Genomic DNA, 15,257 nt, shown 5'->3' with positions numbered 1-15,257 from the left:
AGCGTTATCCCAGCCGTCCCAAAAAATGCGATAACAACGAACTTCCACAGGTCACTCAGCGGTAGGCTGCAGAACGCCTGCCGAAGTCTTCGAGTCTCAGCTCGTGGATATCCGGAACCGATTGACGCAAAACAGGAAATCAGACTTTGCGCTTCGGCGTGAGTTCACAGCGAACCTCAGCCTCAGTGTGCGGGCCAGCGCGTTCGGTGACGCCAAGAGGGCCAACGCGCTCCTCGACCGGCTGACGCTTCGCAGCCATATGCTCGAAACACGAAACGGCTGTCTCCATTTCGGGGGCAACGCGGCCGCAGCAGCGCGAAAACGAGGGGGGACGCATATCCTGACCCAAACATGCGCCGCGCGGCACAATGTAAGGTCGTCCCTCCCCGGCGGCCCCCCCGGTGCCGTGATGGGTCAAAATCAACACTCAAGACCTCGGCAAGTCTTCGCCTATGGCTTTTGGGCTCCACTTCGGTCAGGTATGGCCTCAGTTTGAGGCAAGGTGCGGTGTTACAGTGACCCAGCATTGGAGCAGGAAGGAGGCACGTTTGCCCATTCGGCTTGCGCGCGTTTTGGTGCCGGGCCTACTGGCGATCATGCTTGCCGCCTGCGGGAGCTTCCCTCTGACCTACACGGAGTTCCAGGCGCGACTTGACGGGGCGCCTTACGTACAGCAGCCGCTGTCGAGCGCATGGATCCGGGTCCCCGAGGCCCAACTCGTTCTGGAACGCAGATTTCGTTTCGTGACCGAGCAGCGCATCCTGCTGCCCAACCGCACGGCCCTGCGGGGCGAGAATTTCATCCTTCTTCACTCGGAAGCGTCGCCGCTTTCCGTCGGAGGAAGGTTCCGTCCGACCGAATTGCTGGCCTCTGCCGAAGGCACGCCCTACCCGTTCGAACGGTTCGAGGACCTCGCGTTCAGAACCACCACCGATGCTCTTGGCATCCTGAGTTGGGCGAGTTGGAGCAACCATGCGGGGCTCAACTGCGTCCTCGCCTTCCGCCGCCTTGATGCGACCGCGCGCACCCTGTTGTCGGGCACCGCGGCAATGGACATGATGCTGCGCAATTGCATCCACGGCAGCGAAGAGGCGGCACTGGCACCGATCGGGCCGGAGGCCGTCGGCTTTGCCGCGATCACCACCGAGCCCGCCGCCGCGCCTCAAATGCTCTCACCTCTGGCGGGTCCCCTCCCATGAAATCGTCATCAAGCGCACAATCCGCCACCTCGCTCTTGCTGTTCGGGGTCTGGACGGTCCTCGCCGTCCCTCTCCTCTTCCTCGCGTCGGTGCCGATCTCCGTCAGCACGCAGGGCCTTTTGGCATTGGTGGCCTGTGTGCTCATCTATGGTCTCAAGCCGTTCGTGGGAACGCGGATTTCGGTCCGCTTCGTCGTGATGTCGATCGCCGGGGTCTTTGTGCTGCGCTACTGGCTGTGGCGTGCCTTCGAGACGCTGCCATCGCTGGATGACCCGGTCTCGCTGATCGCCGCGCTGGTGCTCTTCGGGGCCGAAACCTTCACCGTCGGCCTGTTCTTTCTCACCGCGCTGATCACTGCCGACCCGGTCACCCATCCGCGGCCGGAGCCGATCAGGCTGAGCGATGTTCCGACCGTCGACATCCTCGTGCCGAGCTACGACGAGAGCCCCGAGCTTCTGGCGGTCACGCTGGCGGCGGCCAAGCGGGTGAACTACCCCGAAGACCGAAAGACCGTCGTGCTCTGCGACGATGGCGGCACCGACCAGCGCTGCACCCATTCCGACCCTGCCATTTCCGAGCGGGCGCTGGCGCGCCGGGCGAGGCTTCAGGCGCTCTGCGATGAGCTTGGCGTGGTCTACACCACGCGCGCCCGGAACGAGCACGCAAAGGCCGGCAATCTCAACGCGGCCTTGCAGAAGGTCAGCGGGGAGCTGGTTCTCATCCTCGATGCCGACCACGTGCCCACGCCGGACTTCCTGGCCCGGACCGTGGGATATTTCGCCGAACGGCCACGGCTTTTCCTTGTGCAGACCCCCCACTTCTTCACCAACCGCGACCCGATCGAGCGCAACCTCGCGCTGCCCGAGAACTGCCCGTCCGAAAACGAGATGTTCTATTCCGAGATCCACCGCGGGCTCGACCGGCTGGGCGGGGCGTTCTTCTGCGGATCGGCGGCGCTGCTGCGCCGCAAGGCGCTCGACGAGGTCGGCGGCATCTCGGGCGAGACCATCACCGAAGACGCGGAAACCGCGCTCGACATCCATGCGCGCGGCTGGGAGAGCCTGTACCTCGACCACGCCATGATCGCCGGGCTGCAGCCCGAGACCTTTGCCTCTTTCATTCAGCAGCGCGGCCGTTGGGCGACTGGCATGCTTCAGATGCTGATCCTCAAGAACCCCATTTTCCGCAGCGGCCTCACCATGGCGCAGCGGCTTTGCTATCTCAACTCGATGAGCTTCTGGCTGTTTCCGCTGATCCGCACGATCTTCCTGCTCAGCCCCCTGCTCTATCTCTTCTTTGGTCTCGAGATCTTCGTCGTCGATCCCGAGGAGGTCTTCGTTTACATCCTGCCCTACCTGCTGATCGGCTTCATGGTGCAGAACGCGCTTTTCTCCGAGGTACGCTGGCCGCAGATCTCGGAAGTCTACGAGATCGCGCAGACCCCCTATATCCTCAAGGCGCTGGTCGAAACCGTGCTGCGCCCGCGTGGCGCCTCGTTCAAGGTGACCGCAAAGGACGGCAGTCTCGAACACGCCTTCCTGTCGCCCATCTACCGGCCGCTCACGCTGCTCGTCGCACTGCTGCTCGCGGGCCTCGCCGCCGGGGCCTACCGCTGGTACGCCTTCCCCGGGGACCGGTCGGTCGTGCAGATCGTCGGCGCTTGGGCGCTCTACAATTTCGTGCTGGCGGCCTATGCCCTGCGCGCCGTCTTCGAGCGCCCCCGCCGCCTGATCCGCCCGCGCACCGCGGTGTCGACCCCCGGGCAGATCACCCTGCTCGCGCCGACCTCCGAGGCCGACCGCGAGGCGCAGGACGTCACGATCCTGTCCGCCAGCCCCGAGAGGTTCCAGTTGCAGCTCAAGGACGGCACGCAAGAAGCCTGGACCGCCGAACATCCCGGAGCGACAGTCGCGCTTGTCCCCACCCTGCCCAAGGCACCCGACCTCGAAACCGCTCTGCCGATGACCATCTCCGAGGTGCGCTCGGGAGTGGAGGGCACCGTGATCGAGCTCAGCGTCGCGCCCGAGCACATGGTTCAGGCCGCGCAGCTGACCGCGCATGTCGTTTACGGTGATAGCCGCAGGTGGCAGTTCTTCCGCAAGTTCCATTCGCAGAGCAGCACGCTGGTTGCGGGGCTGCTCTACGTTCTGGCCAAGAGCGCGATCTCGATTCCGCAGTCCATCTTCGACTTTGCCCGCGAGCTGACCCTGCGCAGCGGCCGGCCAGAGGCGGATGACACCCTGTTCGAGGATGCCTTCACCGGCGCCACGAAGGGGACCCAGCCAAATCCTGTCCTGGTTGCCGAGACAAATGTCCCCCAGGCCAGTATCCCGCAGGCCGACGGCTACCTCAGGATCGAGGATTGAGCCCATGCACACGATCAAACCCCTGATCCTGGCGCTCCTCCCCGCGCTCGCGCTGCAGACCTCGTGGAGCGCCGCACAACAAATCGAAATCGAGGATTTTCCGCCGGCCTCGGAACCGCGCGTCGCGCCTGCCGAGCCCAAGCCCGAAACGCGGGTCCTGCCCTCGGAGCGGCAATGGTCCGTGCCCGACGTACAGCCCTCGTCAGAGGGGGCGCAGGAGAGCGACGTGCTCTTGCCGCTGCGCCCGCGCAGCCCGCAGGGGGGAGAGACCGCCGGCCACCGCCTGCAGGGCGAATATCCCGAAGAAGATTTCTGGCTCTTTCTGCCCCGCGCGATCGACGGGGCCTCTCTCGCGATTACCACGCTGAGCTCGATCAACCTTCTTCCGGATCGCTCGCATGCCACGGTCCTCGTCAACGGCACCAAGATCGGCAGCGTCGTGCTCGAGAATTTCTCCGCAGCCGGCACCATGTTGCTTCCGGTGCCGGATGGGCTGTTGACCGCGGGCCGCAACCTGGTGGAGGTCCGCCTCGAGCAGGTTCACCGCGTGTTCTGCGGCCCGGACGCTTCATTTGGGCTCTGGACCGACATCATCGCGTATCAGAGCGGGATCACGGTGCCGCGCACGGAGCTTGGTCTCGACCCGCTGAGCTTCATCGCCGCCACTTCCGCACAACTCGCGCAGGGAAAGACCTTCTCGCTCGCGAGTGACAGCTACGCACAGGTGTTGAACGCTTCACCCCACGTCGCGCGCATCGAAAGCCTGTACGAAGGCCTGCCGCCCGAGATCACGGTCGACGATTACTACAGGGTCACGGAGCAAAGCCCTCAACTCGCCCGTGTCACCGCGCTTCCCGAGCAATACTCCGTTCCCGACCTGCCGCGGTTTCAGCGCGGCGGAGACGGCGCCATCGTCCTGCTCACCAACAATGGGCAGGCGCAAGCATCCGAGGCGCTGCTGGCACGCGCGCTCGGCCCGATGCCAGCGGGCACATCGGTGCCGGAGGTCGTCCCCGGAAAAAGACAGCCGCTGTCCGAACTCGGGGTGAGCACGCTCGAGGGTCGCGGGCACTACATCCGCCAGGCGGTCCCGTTCCGCCTGCCGTGGGACTGGCTGGTTCTGGCGTCGCAGCGCGCGCAACTGCGCCTTGACTACGCGTTCGTCAGGGATTTGCCGAAAGGCGCGCTGCTGCTGGTGAAGATCAACGACGAGACCATCCGACTGCTGCCACTGGACGATGTGAATCAGGCCGGGCGCCGCCTCGATCCGCTGCTTATCCCCTTCGCGGCAAACCAGCTGCAGCCGGGCGTGAACGAGGTGTCCTTCGAGGCGCTCGTCCCGGGTGAGCCGGCGGATGCCGCCTGCGCGCCGCAGCCCGCCCCTGTCTTCCAGATCTTCGACACGACCAGCCTGACGGTCCCGGAGAGCCCGCGCATGGTGCTGCCGCGCATCGACCGGAGCCTGGCCTCGCTCGATGTCTCCCGCATCTCGATGAGCGAAGCGGCGCAGCGGACGCTGCCGCTCGGGATGCTCGCCCAGATTTCGTCGATCTACGTCTCGGATGAGACGGCCGCCGCTGTCGAGCAGGGTCAACCTCCACGCACCGGTTCGATCAAGATCGGCATCCCTGCCGATCTTTCGATGATCCCCGGCGACATCGTCAGCAAGAACGTGGCCGAGCTCGAAGAGGTCCTGCTCTCGCCGCCCACCACCACGGGACAGGTCGTCGATCCCTGGGCGAAGGTTGACTCGCGCGGCTGGTGGACGCTCTTTCTCGACCGGCACAAGGCCACCGACAGCCTGCGGGAATTGCGGGGCAAGATCATATCGCTCTGGCGCGGCCCGGAGTCCGATCTCGACAGCTGGCTGCTCGGCCGCTCCGCCGAGGCCATGCTCGTTCAGCCCAGCATGGAGACACCCGAGGATCTCTGGTTGATTGTCCGTCCCAACACCGATTACGAGCGCCTCGTTGCCTCGCTGGTCGACATGCACCAAAAGTCCGAAGGCCCCAAGGGACAGGTCTCGCTGTTCGGATTCGACGGCACCTGGCAGGTCTGGAGATCGGCCAGCCGCCCGCTCAGCCTGCAGGAACCTCTCACCATCTCGAACGCACGCGCAGTTGTCGGCAACTATGTAACACTTTCGCCGGGAAGGTACATTGCCCCCCTTTTCCTGCTCGCCATAGGATGCGCACTGTCTGCGATGGGGCTCCTGGTCGCGAGCCGACGGAGAAAGAAATGAACCGGCGCAGTTTGCTTTCGGGAATGGCGGCTCTGGCTGGCCTGATTGGCACCGGCGCGGCAACCTCGGCCCAGACGCTCGGGCTGGAAGCCAACCTGCAGGACGTCTGGCTCGCCTGGCGCACTGCAAATCTCGATGCAACCGGACGGGTCATCGACCAATTCCAGCGCAATTCCAGCCATTCCGAAGGACAGGGCTACGGCCTGCTGCTTGCCGCGACATTGGGCGACCAGCGCGCCTTCGAACGCATGGAGACCTGGACGCGTCTGAACCTTGCCATCCGTTCCGACAACCTGATGGCCTGGCGCTGGTTCCCGGACGAGCCGGTCAAGGTGCCGGATCTCAACAACGCCAGCGATGGGGATCTCTTCCGGGCCTGGGCTCTGCTGCGCGCGGCGCGGCGCTTCAACATCCCCGACTACCGCCAAAGCGCCAAGCTCATCGTCTCGGACATCGTCGCCTCCTGCATCGCGCGGCACCCCGGCGGTGACGACCATGATCCGCTGCTCATCCCCGGCGCCGAAGGCTTCAGGACCGACGCGGGGTTCATCTACAATCCCTGCTACGCGATGCCGCTCGCGATGACCGAACTGGCCACCGAGTTCGATGCCCCGATCCTCGCGCAGGCCGCCCGCGGGTCCGTCGAATTGGCAAGGACGCTCGCACAGGACGGTGTCGTTCCAGACTGGGTAGAGGTGACCCCAAGCGGGGTCCGCGCCGCCGAGGGCTATTCGTTCGATGCCGGCTACGAAGCCATGCGTCTGCCGCTCTACCTGATCTGGTCCGGGCTGAAAGACCACCCGGCGGTGCTGCGCTACGCCGAGGCACAGGAGCGGCTCGCCGCGGGCGTTGTCGCCACGGTCATCGACCGAGAGACCGGCCGCGCGCTTTCCACCAGCAACGACCCCGGCTACAGGGCGATCTCCGCGCTCGCCGCTTGCACGGTGCGCCAGAGCGTGGGCTCGCAGATCCCGCCCTTCTCGAGCAGTTCGCCCTACTATCCGGGCACGCTGCAGCTCTTTACGATGATCGCCCAGATCGAAGCTTCGCCGATGTGTATCCCGATATGACCCTGCTTAGACACATGGGACTCCCGCTCGCGGTTGCGTGTTGCCTGGTCGGCGGAGCCGCCCTGGCGCAAACGCCGAGCGACGCGGACCTCCAGGCGCTGCGTTTCTACATGTCCGAGAGCAACCAGCAGGCGGTCAATTCAGAGATCCGGCGGCTGCAGTTGCAATACCCCGATTGGGTCGTGCCGGACGATCTTGGCCAGATCGAACGCAGCGTGCCCGGCGAGATGATCGACCGCATCTATCGCCAGGTCGACGCCGGGCAGTTCGAAGGCGCCCGCGGCACGATCGCCGAGATCAGCCGCGAATATCCCAATTGGGCGCCCTCCGCGGACCTGCTAGAGACCCTCGCGCTTTCCGAGGCACAGGCCAGCTTTGACGAAGCCGTGTCGGGGAACAATGCCGACGTCGCGATCCGCGTTGCCCGCGCCAATCCCGCCCTCTTGCGCTGCGAGCGGGTCAACAACGCCTGGCTGCTGGCCGAGCAATACCAGTCGATTGGCGACGTGACCGCCGCGCTCGGGGTGTACACCGGGATCGCGCGCAGTTGCACCGATCCCGACGCCCTGGTGGCCACACTCGAGAAATCGGCGGATGTCGCCACACTCGACCAGCTTGCACGACTTGCCGATCTTGCGCGCAGCCAGTCCCCGGCCACGGCGGACCGGCTGACCTCGGTCGAAGACCGGCTTCGTGCCGGAATGCTGGCGCAGGGACAGATCGCGCCCGCGACGTCTCCCCTTGATCCCCTGAGCACCGTGGAAATCGGCCCTGCGACAGGCTCCTCACCTGCAGTCAGCCTGCGCCCCGTCGGCCGGCCTCAGCGTGCGGCCAGCCTGCAAAGACCGGCAAGCAGCGCCCAGACCACCACGGCTCCCGCGTCGCTCTCGGGCGCTCGAAGCGCCGCGCAACGCGGCGACTGGGCAAGCTGCCTCGCCGAGTCCGCCAGCGCGCGTGACGCGGAGACCGTCGCGCAGCGCGGATGGTGCGCCCTCAATGCGGACCGTCCCATGCAGGCGCTCGCGGATTTCAAGGCTGCCGCCAGCAGCGCGCGGAGCCCCCAGACCCGTCGCGATGCCAGCTATGGTCAGGCGCTCGTCATGCTGCGGCTCAACATGGTGGATGAGGCCGCGGCCGTCGCCGCCGGCACGCATTTCACCGCCGAGCAACGGCTCGAGATCGAAAGCCAGATCCTCGATAAGCGCGGGGTCGCCGCCTACAACCGCCGGGACTTTAGGCGTGCCATCGCCTATTTTGACGAGCTCGAACGCGTCACGGGCGTGGTGCGCCGCGATCTCGCGCTCCTGCGGGGCTATGCCTACCTGAACTCCGGGCAGAAAGCGCAGGCCCGGATCGAATTCCAAAGGCTCCACGACCAGATGGCCACGCCCGCCTCGCGCCGTGCGCTCTCCGACGCGCTGCGCTGATCCACAGGCCGAGACTTACCCTCAGCTTGGCGGACCTATCCGATCGGATAGGCCGGGACACGCCGTTCGGACTACCCCTGCCCCCCAACGCGCCAAGACCTAACCTGCCGTGGGACTGCCGTTCCTCCGCAACCGCGGCTATCTAGTTAACCCAAGATTAAAGACTGCAAATTTGCAGCGTGAGTTGAGAATTGGTTGAGAGGGACGCGTGACATGAGCAAATTCGAAATCGAGCACGAGTCCCAGAAGAAAACCCGCCGCTGGCTCCGCGCCCAGGCATTCGAGCTGATCATCGGCGCCGTGATCCTGCTGTGTGTCGTCAACTACGTCGCCGCCTAGGTCTCGATCCCTCGCAGGAGCGGCGCCCTGTCCTGTTGCCCGCTCCAAGACATGGCCGGGTCCCGCCCCGTCAGGGAAAGCTATAGGACACACCGAAGCTGATCACCTCATCCTCGAAGAAGTTCACTGTCGACCAGGTCCGACTATAGGCCGCCGTCAGGACCAGCCTGCCATCGATGGCGAGCAACCCCGTCACGCCGAGGCTGTCATCGCGTCGATCCTCGCCCAGGAATAGCGTCTTCGGCGAGCGCGAGAGCGACAGGCCAAGCCCGACCACCTGACCCGCCGCCGGCCAGCGTATCTCGCCTGCCGCGGTCAACAGCGCGCCGGTCTCGTTCCCGGTCGGTGCGCCATATTCGAACGAGAGCCGCGTCGCCGAGCCGGCCCAGACCGACTCGAGCCCGACCTCCGCGAGGCTGCGCAGCCGATCTTCGTCGCTCCGCCGGGACAGCGACAGCCCGACCTCATGGCGGCTCGCGCTGCGCTCGAAAAGTGTGCTGACGCTGACGGTTGCCTCATCCCGCGTGATGTCCTGCAGGTCGCGGTGATCCTCGTAATGGTTCAGGCACAGATCGACGAAATGCCAGTCGGTCAGATGGTTGCGCGAGCAAAGAGCGAGTCTCGCGCGGGTCCTGCCCAGGTCGGGGCCCGGCGCATAGAGACCGCCGAGTTGCGCCTGTAGCTGCAGGTACCGCCCGCTGTCCCAGCCATAGCGCAGGAGCCCGTCGTAGGTGGCGCCGACCGCCAGCCCGCCCCGCGCCACCAGATCGTCGCGCAAATCAAAGGTCAGCCCGCGGAATTCCAGACTCTCCTGAGGTGAGCCGCCATTCATGTTCGGCACGTAGCTGAGCTGCGGATAAAGCGCCTGGTCGGCGGCGAGCCGTTGCCAGCCGGTCTCATCCATGTAGAAGCCTTGCCGTCGCAGCAGCTGTTTGAGGTCGAGCGCGGTCCCGAGGTCGGGTCCACCCGCTGCGAGCCCACGCGCCAAGGCATAGGTCCGCAGCCTCTCGGAGGTCACCAACTGCGTCAGATCGCGGAGCGAGGGGTTCGTCGCTTGTGCCCCAGCCGTCTGCGGTGCAAGAGCGAGAACGCCCAGAAGTAGCGCCGCGAACCGGCGCTTAATCCTCATAGTTGAGCTGGCTGCCCCAGAAGACGCCGTCCGCCTGGAAGCGATCGCTGTCGCCCCCCACGGTGAACAGGCCCGAGGTCGTCATATTCTCAACGAGCCGGGAAAGCCCTTCTTCATCGCCGTTGAGATTGCCCCGGAGCTGCCCCGTCGACGAGAGGATCTCGCCGGTGTCGGCCGAACGCGTGGTCATCGCGACGGTCCCGCCAAAGGCACCGGTCAGCACGTTCAGCGAGAGGTCCGAAGCCTGGATGGCGGTCTCGATCTCCGACCCGGCGCCGGGATCATAAGGGGTGCGCAGGTCGATCGTCACCGTCTCGCTGTCAAAGTCGACCACCATATTCTCGAGGTCACCGATACCGCGCTGCATGCCGCCGCCGTCGACGCTGGCGTAGACCTCCGCACCGCCGCGGAAGTAATATTGCCCTGACGCGATCAGGTTGCCGTCGCCGTCGACGTTGTTGAAGGGCGCCTGATCCGCGGTCAGACGCAGGATGCGTTTGACCCGTTCCTCTGCGCCCGTGCCCGAAACCTCCGCGATCACCTCGATCGTCATGGTGTCCAGGTAACGGGCCTCTGTCTGGGCGATCAGATTGCGATAGCCGCTTGGGTCAGCCGGGTCCGCGTCGTCGAACTTGGCAAGGATCGCGGCGTCCCCGGGCCTGTCTCCGGCTTGCAGACGCACGCGGCTGTAGCCGTTGTGATCGGTCGAATAGGTCTCGAAAGCCGGGGTGTCGATCTCTGTCCCGGTTTCCGGCGCGTTGCCCGCGGGAGCGCTTCCGCTCCCGCCGCCCGAGCCGCCCCCGCCACAGCTGGCGAGCGTCAGAACGAGGCTGCCTGCCACGCAAAGCTTACGGAGTGGCACAGGAGTCACGGCGACCCCACACACGGAAAATAAAGACACGTCTTGGTTCCTGATCCTTGACCCCACAGGGACAGATGACTCCGCCCTGCAAGGCAGGTCGGCATGCATGAAGCCCGCCGCTCACACATACATGATCCCTCCAGGTTCTGCCATCCGTCGAGGCCGGGCGAACTGCCACCCCCTCCTTTGGGATAGGATCGAACTCCCTCCGGGCGCGTTTCGAGCCCAACTCGCTATCCCGGGCGTCCCTTTTCGTCTGTGGCTAGCCCGCCGCGGGACTGCCCGCCGCGATCTCGGCAGGGTATTCAGGTTCCAGAGCCGGACGACAACAGCGTGAGGCTCGATTGTAACCAGTATCGCAAGCCCAACGAGTCAGGGCGGAGGGGAAACACCATGAGCAAGATCGAAATCGAGCGCGCCGCACAGCAGAAGAGCCGTCGTTGGTTCCGTGCACAGGCTTTCGAACTCTTTGCTGGCGCCGCAGTCCTTCTGACCGTGATCAACTACTTGGGCAGCGCTGCTTGACCCGAGCAGACCGGCTGTCCGGCGTACTCCACGCAGGCCCGAACCGAGACCCGGAGTGCTTTGGTCGGCGGACACCCAAAAAAGCCGCATCGCCTTATTTTCGTCCTGAGACCGCGGGTCATGCCAGTCACATTTAGGCAAGGCACAACTCTATTCTGTCGGCAGAACGGCCAATCTATTCAAAAAAGGACACCGCCGCGGCATGCAGAGATAGCATCAAAGCGGGGTTCCTCGCCTGTCTCTGCGCCGCAGAGGCTGGCGGCGATGACCATCACCTGAAGTATGAGATCCTTCGCCGCGCTCAGGGCTTCAACATGTCCCCCTGTGACGCGTGAAACTACGTAAGACCGCATGTCTTTCCGGGCACATCGAGGCCCCTGGTGCCGGACTGGACTCTCGCGCCGGCAGTGAAAGCGCTTGAGGCGCTGCGGGGCGTCGCTCTGATCCGCGCCGTCACCTTCATGGCCAAGATCGGCGATGTGCAGCGGTTCGAGACACCTGTGAAGCTGATGGCCTGTCTCGGGCTCGCGCCGAGCGACTACTCGACCTGCAAGACGACCAGGTGCCGCTTGCCCGCACAGGCCCCCGCGCGCGCGTTGTCGGGGGAACAACCGCAATTTGATCTGGATCCTGTGGCGCCGCGCGGAAGCGAGTAGTCTCGTGGCGTCAGGGGCTCGCAGAGGGAGAGCGGGTGAGTGGAACCGACAGCGAAAGACGGTGCTCGAGTCGTCGCGATCCGCGGGGCGGTGCTCGACATACTGTTTCCGGCTGGCACGCTGCCGGCGATCACCGACGCGGTCGAGATCGCGGCGGGTGACGGGCCGCCCTTCGTCGCCGAGGTACAGGCGCATCTCGACAGCTGCACGGCCCGGGCCATCGCGCTGCGTCCGACCACCGGGCTGCGCCGCGGGGCTCTGGTGCGGGCTCTGGGAGGGGCGGTTTCGGTGCCGGTGGGCGACGCGGTGCTCGGCCGCTTGCTCGACATCACCGGCAGCATCGGCGACCGCGGCGGCCCGCTGCCCGCGGACACGCCGCGGCGGCCGATCCACAACGCGCCGCCACCCTTGGTCGCGCAATCGGGCAACCACGATATCTTCCGCACTGGGATCAAGGTCGTCGACCTGCTGGCGCCGCTCTCGCAGGGCGGCAAGGCGGCGATGTTCGGCGGGGCGGGGGTCGGCAAGACGGTGTTGGTGATGGAACTCATTCACGCCATGGTGGCGCGCTACGAGGGCATCTCGGTTTTCTGCGGGGTCGGCGAGCGCTCGCGCGAGGGGCACGAGATGCTCTCGGACATGACCGCCGCCGGGGTGCTGGGGCGCACCGTGCTGGTCTACGGCCAGATGAACGAGCCGCCTGGGGCGCGCTGGCGCGTCCCTATGTCCGCGCTTGCCATCGCCGAGCATTTCCGCGACGAGCAGCACCGCAACGTCCTGCTTCTCATGGACAATGTCTTTCGCTTCGTGCAGGCGGGCTCCGAGGTCTCGGGGCTGCTTGGCCGCATGGCCAGCCGCGTGGGCTATCAGCCGACGCTTGCCACGGAGGTCGCCGAGCTGCAGGAGCGCATCGCCGGGCGCGGCAGCGCCGCGATCACCGCGATCGAGGCGGTTTACGTGCCCGCCGACGATTTCACCGATCCGGCGGTGACCACCATCGCCTCGCATGTCGACAGCACTGTGGTGCTGAGCCGAGCCATGGCGGCCGATGGCATGTACCCGGCGGTCGACCCGATCGCCTCGACCTCGATCCTGCTCGATCCGCTGGCGCTCGGCGAGGAGCATGTCGGCATCGCCAACCAGGTGCGCCGGACCATCGAGCACTACCGTGAGCTGCAGGACGTGATCTCGCTGCTCGGGGTCGAGGAACTGGGCCGCGAGCAGCGCCAAGCGGTCGAGCGCGCGCGGCGCTTGGAGCGCTTCCTCACCCAGCCCTTCGCCGTGACCGAGGCCTTCACCGGCATCGAGGGGCGCTCGGTGGCGATCGCAGACACGCTGGCGGGCTGCAGGGCGATCCTCGCGGGCGAGGCCGACGACTGGGACGAGGGCTCGCTCTACATGGTCGGCACCTTCGAGGAGGCTCGGGCGAAGGAAGAGGCCGCGCGCAAGGGGCAGGCGGCATGACCCGGGGGCTGCATCTGAGGATCACCACACCGCTCGAGGCGCTGGTCGACGCGCCGGACGTCCGCGGACTCCGAGCCGAGGACGAGAGCGGCGGCTTCGGCATTCTGCCGGGACATGTCGACTATCTCACCGTCCTTCCCGCCTCGGTGGTGCGCTGGCGCGACGCGCAGGACAGGCTGCGGTTCTGCGCGCTCAGGGCGGGGGTCCTGACGGTCTCGGGCGGAACCGAGATTGCCATTTCTTGCCGCGAGGGGGTGCTCGGCGACGATCTCGCGGGGCTGGTCGCGCGGGTGGCCGAGCTGCGGGAGCGCGACAGCGAGTCCGAGCGCAGCGCGCGAATCGAGCAGACCCGGCTGCATTCCCGCGCCGTGCGCCAGATCATTCGCTACCTGCGCCCCGACCGGCCGGGCGCCTTCGACCATCCCCCGCACCTGTCGGGCCGCGACGGGGAGGTCTCGTGATGGCGGCGGACAGGGACGAAGAGACCGATCACACTGCCGATGCCGCGCGCCGCTCTGCTCACCGTGAGAAGCTGGCCCGCGAGACCCCCGAACCCTCCTTCGGCAGCCGCATGGGGCAGATCGGCATCCTTGGTTGGGCCATCGTCACGCCGATCCTGCTGGGGATTGTGCTGGGCCGACTGGCCGACCGGCACTTCGGCACCGGGATCTTCTTTTCCGCCCCGGCAATCTTCATCGGCGCGGCCATCGGCCTGCACGCCGCCTGGAAATGGATGCACCGCCAATGACCAGCCTGATCGAGGCACATCCGCTCCCGATCGCCCTTGCCGCGTTGCTGGCGGGCTTGGCATTGGGGCTCTTCCACTTTTCCAGCCTGCGGCGGGTGTCGGCGCTCTATCTCTCGGGCGGGCCGGTCTGGCGCGCGCTGACGCTGCAGCTGGCGCGCTTCGCGTTTCTGATCGGGCTCTTCGTGCTGCTGGCCCGGGCCGGGGCGACGCCGCTGCTCGCGGGGGCGTTGGGGCTTCTGATCGGCCGCGCGGTGGTGCTGCGGCGCAGCCGGGAGGCCGGGTGATGGAAAACCCGCTGCAACTCGACACGCTGTTCCAGATCGGCCCTGTCGGGATCAGCAAGCCTGTGGTGGTGACCTGGGCGATCATGGCGGGGCTCGCGCTTTTCGCCATCCTCGCAACCCGCAGGCTGAGCCTGCTTCCGGGCAAGACCCAGACGGTGCTCGAGCTTTTCGTCGGGGTGATCGATGACCAGCTGCGCGATACGATGCAGCGCGATCCCGTCGCCTTCCGCCCGCTGATCGGGACGATCTTCCTCTTCGTGCTGGTCGCGAACTGGAGTGCGCTGATCCCGGGGCTCGAGCCGCCCACCGTGCATCTCGAGACCGATGCCGCGCTGGCCGCCATCGTGCTGGTCGCCACTGTCTATTTCGGCATCCGCATCCGCGGCGCGAAGGGCTACCTCGCCACCTTCGCCGAGCCCTCATGGGTGATGATCCCGCTCAATGTGGTCGAGCAGATCACCCGCAGCTTCTCGCTCGTCGTCCGGCTCTTCGGCAACGTGATGAGCGGGGTCTTCGTCGTGGGCATCGTGCTCTCGCTCGCCGGGCTCTTCGTGCCCATCCCGCTCATGGCGCTCGATTTGCTCACCGGCGCCGTGCAGGCCTACATCTTCGCGGTGCTCGCCACCGTCTTCATCGGGGCCGCTGTTGGCGAGGACCGCCCCGCAGCACCTTCAAAAAAAGAGGAAATTCCGCAATGACAGGGAACCTGATCGAAATCGTCTCGATCCTCGCGGCAGCGCTGGCCGTTAGCTTCGGAGCGATCGGCCCGGCGCTGGCCGAGGGCCGCGCGGTGGCCGCGGCGATGGATGCGATCGCGCGCCAGCCCGAGGCCGCCGGCACGCTCAGCCGGACGCTCTTCGTCGGTCTCGCGATGATCGAGACCATGGCGATCTACACGCTGGTGATCGCGCTGCTGGTCCTCTTCGCCAATCCCTTCGTCTGACAG

The 15,257-nt window shown here is 66.2% G+C and carries 16 protein-coding genes; 14 read left to right on the top strand and 2 right to left on the bottom strand.

Annotated features, from left to right (window positions below; translation table 11 throughout):
• Positions 1–548: 548 nt before the first annotated feature.
• From G0Q01_RS09415 to G0Q01_RS27080, 6 genes are all read left to right on the top strand, one after another.
• A complete protein-coding gene (locus tag G0Q01_RS09415; protein ID WP_164192562.1) occupies positions 549–1,199 on the top strand; it encodes a hypothetical protein in 651 nt (216 codons plus the stop codon).
• Positions 1,196–3,565 carry a UDP-forming cellulose synthase catalytic subunit gene (gene bcsA, locus G0Q01_RS09410; protein ID WP_164192559.1) on the top strand — a complete coding sequence of 790 codons (2,370 nt, stop codon included), beginning with the start codon at positions 1,196–1,198 and terminating at the stop codon, positions 3,563–3,565. The genes G0Q01_RS09415 and bcsA overlap by 4 nt, the downstream gene beginning before the upstream one ends.
• Positions 3,566–3,797: 232 nt before the next feature.
• Complete coding sequence (locus G0Q01_RS09405) at positions 3,798–5,807, top strand: cellulose biosynthesis cyclic di-GMP-binding regulatory protein BcsB (RefSeq protein WP_164213308.1); 2,010 nt, start codon at positions 3,798–3,800, stop codon at positions 5,805–5,807.
• Positions 5,804–6,877: a glycosyl hydrolase family 8 gene (locus G0Q01_RS09400; RefSeq protein WP_164192553.1), complete on the top strand. Its 1,074-nt coding sequence runs from the start codon at positions 5,804–5,806 to the stop codon at positions 6,875–6,877. The genes G0Q01_RS09405 and G0Q01_RS09400 overlap by 4 nt, the downstream gene beginning before the upstream one ends.
• Complete coding sequence (locus G0Q01_RS09395) at positions 6,874–8,304, top strand: hypothetical protein (protein WP_164192550.1); 1,431 nt, start codon at positions 6,874–6,876, stop codon at positions 8,302–8,304. Before G0Q01_RS09400 ends, G0Q01_RS09395 begins: the two co-directional genes overlap by 4 nt.
• A 213-nt stretch (positions 8,305–8,517) precedes the next feature.
• Complete coding sequence (locus tag G0Q01_RS27080; RefSeq protein WP_255455614.1) at positions 8,518–8,643, top strand: hypothetical protein; 126 nt, start codon at positions 8,518–8,520, stop codon at positions 8,641–8,643.
• Positions 8,644–8,713: 70 nt separating this feature from the next.
• On the opposite strand, the gene G0Q01_RS09390 is transcribed toward G0Q01_RS27080, so the two are convergent.
• The gene (locus G0Q01_RS09390; RefSeq protein WP_164213307.1) at positions 8,714–9,661 is read right to left on the bottom strand and encodes a hypothetical protein; all 948 of its coding nucleotides are present in this window, start codon (positions 9,659–9,661) and stop codon (positions 8,714–8,716) included.
• Positions 9,662–9,761: 100 nt separating this feature from the next.
• A complete protein-coding gene (locus G0Q01_RS09385; RefSeq protein WP_370457210.1) occupies positions 9,762–10,613 on the bottom strand; it encodes a viral aspartic protease in 852 nt (283 codons plus the stop codon).
• A gap of 414 nt (positions 10,614–11,027) precedes the next feature.
• On the opposite strand from G0Q01_RS09385, the gene G0Q01_RS27075 reads away from it, so the two are divergent.
• From G0Q01_RS27075 to G0Q01_RS09350, 8 genes are all read left to right on the top strand, one after another.
• Positions 11,028–11,159 (top strand): hypothetical protein, encoded by a 132-nt coding sequence (locus G0Q01_RS27075; RefSeq protein ID WP_255455613.1) that lies wholly within the window; start codon positions 11,028–11,030, stop codon positions 11,157–11,159.
• A 380-nt stretch (positions 11,160–11,539) separates the two neighbouring features.
• A complete protein-coding gene (locus tag G0Q01_RS26800) occupies positions 11,540–11,815 on the top strand; it encodes a transposase (protein WP_370457209.1) in 276 nt (91 codons plus the stop codon).
• A 39-nt stretch (positions 11,816–11,854) separates the two neighbouring features.
• On the top strand, positions 11,855–13,279 hold the full coding sequence (atpD, locus tag G0Q01_RS09375) for a F0F1 ATP synthase subunit beta (protein ID WP_108970095.1): 1,425 nt from the start codon (positions 11,855–11,857) through the stop codon (positions 13,277–13,279).
• Positions 13,276–13,740, top strand: coding sequence for a F0F1 ATP synthase subunit epsilon (locus G0Q01_RS09370; protein ID WP_164213306.1), 465 nt, complete (start codon positions 13,276–13,278; stop codon positions 13,738–13,740). The genes atpD and G0Q01_RS09370 overlap by 4 nt, the downstream gene beginning before the upstream one ends.
• Positions 13,740–14,027, top strand: coding sequence for an AtpZ/AtpI family protein (locus G0Q01_RS09365; protein ID WP_108970097.1), 288 nt, complete (start codon positions 13,740–13,742; stop codon positions 14,025–14,027). The genes G0Q01_RS09370 and G0Q01_RS09365 overlap by 1 nt, the downstream gene beginning before the upstream one ends.
• Complete coding sequence (locus tag G0Q01_RS09360) at positions 14,024–14,311, top strand: ATP synthase subunit I (RefSeq protein WP_164192532.1); 288 nt, start codon at positions 14,024–14,026, stop codon at positions 14,309–14,311. Before G0Q01_RS09365 ends, G0Q01_RS09360 begins: the two co-directional genes overlap by 4 nt.
• On the top strand, positions 14,308–15,009 hold the full coding sequence (locus tag G0Q01_RS09355) for a F0F1 ATP synthase subunit A (RefSeq protein WP_164213305.1): 702 nt from the start codon (positions 14,308–14,310) through the stop codon (positions 15,007–15,009). Before G0Q01_RS09360 ends, G0Q01_RS09355 begins: the two co-directional genes overlap by 4 nt.
• On the top strand, positions 15,006–15,254 hold the full coding sequence (locus G0Q01_RS09350) for a F0F1 ATP synthase subunit C (RefSeq protein WP_108970100.1): 249 nt from the start codon (positions 15,006–15,008) through the stop codon (positions 15,252–15,254). The genes G0Q01_RS09355 and G0Q01_RS09350 overlap by 4 nt, the downstream gene beginning before the upstream one ends.
• Positions 15,255–15,257: the final 3 nt, after the last annotated feature.

Origin of the sequence: Salipiger sp. PrR007 (genome assembly GCF_010499845.1) — a bacterium.
Classification (GTDB): domain Bacteria; phylum Pseudomonadota; class Alphaproteobacteria; order Rhodobacterales; family Rhodobacteraceae; genus Salipiger; species Salipiger pacificus_A.
The sequence above is the reverse complement of the archived record's forward strand: the minus strand, read 5'-3'. Positions and strand labels throughout refer to the sequence as shown.

Bases quoted from the DNA above. Each gene is read 5' to 3' on its own strand.
- bcsA (WP_164192559.1), top strand. From the start codon at position 1,196: ATGAAATCGTCATCAAGCGCACAATCCGCCACCTCGCTCTTGCTGTTC.
- G0Q01_RS09400 (WP_164192553.1), top strand. From the start codon at position 5,804: ATGAACCGGCGCAGTTTGCTTTCGGGAATGGCGGCTCTGGCTGGCCTG.
- G0Q01_RS09395 (WP_164192550.1), top strand. From the start codon at position 6,874: ATGACCCTGCTTAGACACATGGGACTCCCGCTCGCGGTTGCGTGTTGC.
- G0Q01_RS27080 (WP_255455614.1), top strand. From the start codon at position 8,518: ATGAGCAAATTCGAAATCGAGCACGAGTCCCAGAAGAAAACCCGCCGC.
- G0Q01_RS27075 (WP_255455613.1), top strand. From the start codon at position 11,028: ATGAGCAAGATCGAAATCGAGCGCGCCGCACAGCAGAAGAGCCGTCGT.
- G0Q01_RS09370 (WP_164213306.1), top strand. From the start codon at position 13,276: ATGACCCGGGGGCTGCATCTGAGGATCACCACACCGCTCGAGGCGCTG.
- G0Q01_RS09365 (WP_108970097.1), top strand. From the start codon at position 13,740: ATGGCGGCGGACAGGGACGAAGAGACCGATCACACTGCCGATGCCGCG.
- G0Q01_RS09360 (WP_164192532.1), top strand. From the start codon at position 14,024: ATGACCAGCCTGATCGAGGCACATCCGCTCCCGATCGCCCTTGCCGCG.
- G0Q01_RS09350 (WP_108970100.1), top strand. From the start codon at position 15,006: ATGACAGGGAACCTGATCGAAATCGTCTCGATCCTCGCGGCAGCGCTG.